Source organism: Catellatospora coxensis, assembly GCF_016862635.1.
GTDB lineage: Bacteria > Actinomycetota > Actinomycetes > Mycobacteriales > Micromonosporaceae > Catellatospora > Catellatospora coxensis.
Window position 1 is genome coordinate 1 of the sequence record NZ_BONI01000156.1, and the last position, 6,100, is coordinate 6,100.

2 protein-coding genes are annotated in these 6,100 nt (G+C 70.7%); both read right to left on the bottom strand.

Translation table 11 applies throughout. The annotated features are described in order from the left end of the window. A partial coding sequence (locus tag Cco03nite_RS41470) for an ABC transporter substrate-binding protein (RefSeq protein WP_203699541.1) occupies positions 1–1,030 on the bottom strand: 1,030 nt, incomplete at its 3' end. Between the two features lie 144 nt (positions 1,031–1,174). Continuing rightward, entirely contained in the window at positions 1,175–5,953 is a 4,779-nt protein-coding gene (locus tag Cco03nite_RS41475; protein WP_203699542.1) for a DUF8616 domain-containing protein, read from the bottom strand. Positions 5,954–6,100: the final 147 nt, after the last annotated feature.

Here is a 6,100-nt window from a genome sequence, read left to right on the forward strand (position 1 = left end):
GCTGCGCGCTCACGGTGTCATCGCGGGCCTGGGCGAGGGCCTGGTCCAGCACGGCCGCGGCGTCGTACGCGGCGACCGAGAACGCCGAGGGGGAGCGCTGGAACCTGGTCCGGTACTCCGACGAGAACGCCTGGTTGGTCCGGTTGCTCAGATCGGTCGAGTAGTACATCGCCGTGAACAGTCCACGGGCGCCGTCGCCGAGCTCGTCGATCGCGGCGCCTTCGGCGATGCCACCAGGGGCGTAGACCTCGACGTCGCGTCCCGGTCGCAGACCCTCGTCGGCAAGGGCGGCCATGAACGCGACGACGTGCGAGCCGGGCAGGTTGCAGAAGACCGCCTTCGGCTTCCTGCCCGCGATCCGCGTCGCGTACGTCGCGTACTCGGCGGCGGCCGGCCCGATGTCGGACTTCACGACGACGGGTTCCTGCGCGCCGCCGCCGTAGACACCGGTGAAGCCGAGCATCAGCTCGGTGCCCGCCGCGCCGGGGATGGTGATGAGGCTGACCCTGCCGGTGCCGTTGCCGAGCCGGCGGCGCAGGTAGTGCGCGATGGCCCGAGCGGGTTCGTCGCTCAGGTAGGACGTGCGCCAGATGAACGGCGCGCTGGGCATCGCGGCCGGAGCGGCGTACGCGGCCAGCAGCGGCACCTTCGCCTCCTCGACCCGGTCGCGTACGGCGGGCAGCAGCTCCGGGTTGGCCACGCCGACCACAGCCAGCACCTCAGCCTGGTGCAGGCTCGCCAGCGCGGCCGCGCCGGACTCGGCGGACTCGCCCTCGTCGGCGGTCTCGACCCGGACCGGGCGGCCGCCGAGTTTGCCGCCGTGCAGGTCGAGGTAGAGCTTGAAGCCGAGTTCGAGGTCGGCACCGACCTCCTTGTTCGCTCCGGTGGCGGGGACGAGCAGGCCGATGCTGACGCCGCCGCGCTCGGCGGGCGTGTCAGCGGTCGAGCAGCCCGCGAGGCCGCCGGTCATGCCGGCAACGCCGACGCCGGTCAGCAGACCGAGCAGCCTGCGACGGTCGAGACCGTCCATGTGTCCTCCAAGGTGACTTCGATGTACGCGGAGAGGAGCACCGGCGTGGTATGCCACGCCGGTGCTCCCTCTCGTCGGCCGTATGTACTACGGGTCACCTTGGTGATCTGTTCAACGGGAGCGTGCAAGGTCGTAAGGCCGGGCTCAGTCGCCGTGAGCGGGGCCTTCGGTTTCGCTGTCGCTGTTGGCCGTGCCGGCCTCGTCGGGGCCGTCGCGATACGAGTGGAGGGTAGGCCAGTAGTCGCGGTGGTTCCGGTAGTCGGTCGGCCGCGCTGCCGGTTCGTCGATGACGGGGAGCGTCGCGGGCAGGAGGTCTACGCGGACCAGGCTGGGGCCTAGTTCCACCAGCAGATCCCGCCCGTCCGGCACACCGATGAAGACTGGCTTTGCTCCATGTGGGCTCAGGAAGTAGCGACCCACGGTGGTCGAGCTGGGCCGCCAGGTCCAGGCATCTATCACCAGCGTGTTCGGGTGCCCGAGCGGCCCGATGGCTACATAGGCGTGCTTCTTGTCGTGATGGACGAACGTGATCGGCACGCCCCGCATGCGTGAGTCGCTCCAGAGCAGGACGAATGCCAGCGCGGCATGCTCGTCGCAAAGCCCCAGACCGAAGTGCTTCCCCAGGAAGGCCCTCTCTACCACATACTTGAAGAAGCCCCTGACGGGAGGATTGTCGACGAGGTACTTCGGGTTACGGACCGAAGCGTTGAGTGACTCCCAGAGCGCGCCCTGATAGCGGTTGCCGGACCGGTAGTTGTTGACAGGCCCGTGCGGCAGGAGACTTCGCACTCTGGTGATGACGTCGCGGGCGACATCGCGCGAGACCCGCCGCCAGACATGCTCCCCCGGATCAACCGCATTGATCTTGGATATCTGTGCTGGTATGACGGTCTTGTCATGATCTATGCGTTCAACTGCCTGCCTGAGGGACAGCGCGACCGCGTCGGCGAGTCGTCCGGTCATGTCCCGTCGCACGAAGTCCCTGAAATCGTTGTCTGCTTTGGTGCGTCGCGGACCGAGATCGTCCCTCTTCTGAATTTCGGTGATGGCGAACTCGGCGCTCTTGCCGAGTGCGGTCGAGGCAGCCTCGGCGATGTGCTGGAACTCGGCACGGGCGCTTGCGGCGTCGGCGTGGAGGGTCGAGTCTTCGGCGGCGGCGCGCGCCAGGTCCCACACCCTCGTGGCGTCGTCGCGCAGCGCGTCCGCCCGTTCGCGCAGTTCTGCCTGGGCCCGCCATGCTTCCTCGACCAGGTTCCGGCGGATCTCCGCCGCGTCGTGGTTGAACTGCTCCGCGGTGAGCGCGTGGGGTGGTGACAGGTGCCGGCGATAAGACTCCTTCAGCCGCATGGCGGCTGCTTCGAGATCTGGCAGGTCGTAGTGCCGAGCCCGTTCGCCCAAGACCCGGGAGGCCAGGTATGCGGCGTGCCGCTGGCCGGTGATCTGCTCGTAGACCTTCGTGAGATCCGCTTCGCTGCCGTCGTCGGCTATGAACTGCGAACTCTCCTGCGACGGTCGGTGGTTCGAATCGGGATACGGAAAGCTCGCCCAGCTCCGCGTGACCGTGTCTGTCAGCGCGTCGTTGGCGAACGAGATACCCAGTTCCAACAGCTGCCGATGGCTCGGGGCCGCCACGCCGGAGAGCGGGATGCCCCAGTCGTCGGTGAGCGGCATGCCTCGGCCGGTGCGGGCCAGGGACAGCAGGGGCCCGTGCTGGATCACCTTGGCCGGGCGCAGGTCGTCGAACACGTACGGCTCCGGCGTGTCGACGTACTCGCGGACACCGTCGGTGGCGAGTCGCCATCGGCCGTCGGCGCCGAGTCTCAGGTCGGCGGACAGGACCTCGGTGTAGCCGGTGCTGTCGGCCGGCGTCGGCTCGACCCAGGCCATGCCACCGAACGCGAAGACCCGCCTGTTCTCCCGCGGCAGCTCAGAGAACAGCTTGGCGGCGAAGTCGTCCAGGACCGTGGCTGTCGCGGCGGCGCCGCATTGCACCAGGATGATGGTCCTGCCATGCGACGTCGGATCCACGTGGATGAGTTCGGCCAGCTGCACGGCGGTGAGCAGCCGGCCACCGACCATGGGCCCGTCCGGAGTCCCGTGCACGAAGACCAGATACTCGTCGGCAGCGGCCCGGAATGCTCTCGCGGCGCGCCACTGCAGGTCCTGGCCCCTGTCGAGCAGCATCACGCGAGGTGCGGGCACCGCTGTGGTCAGCGCCTGGGAGTCCTGCCGCCGCGTCACGTCGGCGGCCGGCTGCGGTGCTGAACGGAAGCCGTCAAGACCTCGGGTGCCTTCCGCGCCACGTCGGTCGGTGGCGTCGCCATCGCTCGTGCCGGGGACGGGCTGCCGGGAGGTGCCAGGCTGTGGGAGCCTCGGGACCGGTCCAGCCGCCGCCGGGCGGTGGCCTTCCCCGCGCCCGGGGAACACGGTCAGCGGCCACATCACCCCGTTGCCGCCGGGGACGAACCCGATGTCGCGCCACTCTCGCAGTGACTTGGCAGGTATGAGGTCGCCGGACATGGCCGCCAGCTCGTCGACGTCACGCGGCGTGTCGGTGCCTGGCCGCGGTTCTCTCAGGATGCCGGCGGCCCACAGCCGCGTCCACTCGCCGACCACGGTGCGATCACCGTTCAGATCGGCCCGCAATACTTCGGCGTGCTCTTGCCGCCCCGGCGCGGGCAGAACCTCGGGGAACTCGTTCTGAAGGTAGCCCAGCAACGTCGCGTCCGGCCGGGCTGGTCGCCACGTCACCACGCCCAGTGGATACACCCGCGTCAGAAGGTGAACTGAACCAGGCTCCCGCCAATCTGCCAGTTCCCGCCGGTCGACCATGCCGTCAGCCAGTTTCACCAGCAGGTCGGTGCTGACGGTGTCGGGTTGGGCCTGCGTCCATTCCTGGAGCCACTGCACGAGGGCGGGTGCCAGGTCGGCTCTGACGTTGCGACTGCCCGGCGCGGTCACCAGCCATCGCGCCTGGGCCGCGTGCGGGCGCCCGTGGCGCAGCGCGCGCCCCAGCTGTCTGAACAGTTCCCGCAGGGAGCCTTCCTGGTCCGGCGTCGTCCAGTCCAGCACCCCCTGCGGCAGCGGCCCCAGCTGTTGGCGAGGGGCGAGCCGGCTGTACCCGTCGAGGTCGAACCCGTCCGCCCACTGGGTCGTCCAGGGCGGCGTGGTCGGTGGCTGCGGTCCGGTGTCGAGCGGAGGCGAGTCGCGGGAGGCTTCCCCGTCGCTCATGACGTCGTCAGGTGACGACGGGTTTGTCGCGGAGGCATGGTCACGCACGTCGGTGTCGCGGGTGTGGTGGTGTGTGGCGGGACCAGCTGTCGCAGTGTCGGTGGGGTCAGGGGGGACTGGCCGGGCGGTCGGGTGCGCGCCTGCGGGCGGGTGGGTGCTGCTCGTGCCGGCTGTGTGGGGTCTGTTGCCGCCCGGTGGTGGCGCGGTGTGGTGGGTGCGCGGGTGGCGGGTCGGTGCCATTCCCGGGTTGAGGCTGGTGGGTGGGTCGAGCAGTGCTCGTATGGTGGCGTGGGAGTCGGTACGGGGTCGGTCGTCTGCCGGAAGGTGCGTGGGTATCAGTTTCCCGGCGGCCTTGGCAGGGTGGCCGGCCCGGCGCAGGGTTCCGTTGTCGTCGGTGATCAGTCGTAGTGGCTGGGACAGGACGGCCGGTCCCGTGGCGCCGCCGCGCGTGAATATGCCCGGCGGTGTGGTGAGGTCGATCGGTGTCATGCTTGCTGCTGGGCGGGCTTGGGTTTCGATCTGCCAGAGTTGGCCGTCGGTGTCGCGCCAGACGAGCAGTACGTGGCGTGGTCGGTCGACGGTGTCGAGGTGGGCGACGGTCAGCTCGCCTGGTGCGAGTTGGCGCAGTGTCTGTGCGGTGGTGTGCTGCCAGGCACCGCCGAGCAGGTGTGCCAGGTCGTCGACCGAGCGTGAGCCGGTGCCGTCGTCGCGGGTGGCGGGGCTTTTGACGCCCAGGCCGTGTAGGACCTGCCAGACCCGTGGCACGCAGTCGCCGGTTTCGTCCCACAGCGGCAGCGCGGTCAACTGCGCCATCAGTTGTGCCGCTGGTCCGTGGCCGGTGCCGGCCGGCGCGATCCCCAGGCGGGGCGCGATCCGGCCGGGTGTCGTCGGCGATCGGCCCGCGGACACCGGTCCATCGTTGCCGCTGGTGGCGGGGTTGCGGTCGTGGGCGGCCGGTTCAGTGACAGCGGGCAGGTCGGGCTCGGCCGCGGGCAGCCGCCCGACGGGTCCGGGCTCGACCGTGTCGCCTGCGGGCGGGTCGTTGCGGCCGTCGTCAGGTGGCGGGGAGAGCTGCCGGCCGGTCTGGGTGTCGGCCGGGTCGGATCCGGAGGGTGGTGCTGTGGCGGGCGTGACGGTGTCGCGGCCCGCGCCGGATGGCGTCGGGGCGGTGGTGTCGCGGTCTGCGCCGGGTGGCGTCGGGGCGGTGCTGGTCTGTTCACCGGATGTCGAGACGGTGTGGGTGGCCCCGCCCGGGTCCTGCCTGGGGGTTGTCGGCCGCGTGCCGCTGACGGCCGTGTCGGCGTCGGCTGGCAGGAGCACGGCGTCGGCGTGGTCGGGGCGGATGACCGCGGTGTTGTCGGCGGGTCCCCCGTCCCTGGACGTGCTCGCGGTCGGACCCGCGCCGGTGGGGCCGCCCGCCCGTGCCGTGCTGGTCACAGCATGCGCGGCTGGTGTGCTCGGTGTCGGGGTGGCGGGCGCGGCGATGGTGGCGCCTGCGGGCAGTGGGGTGAAGGTGCCGGTCACGTCGAACTGCCCGGTCAGTACCCCGCTGGCGCGTACGTGTCCGGCGATCATGCCGTGTTCGTCGGCGCGTAGGTCGGTGCGGGTGTAGCCGCCGGTGAACGTCGCCGCGAGCCGGCCCGAGCCGGTGAACGACCCCGCGGCCGCCGTGCCGTCGCGGCGGGTCCACACGCCGGTGAACGTGACCAGACCCTCGAACGCCCCACCCGAGCCGAAAGCGCCGTCGAACCCGAAGTCGCCGCGCAGCACCCCCGGCCCGGAGAACCTCGCCCCGCCCCCGCCCTGGTCGGTGCCGTCGCCGATCGGGACCCATGCCGC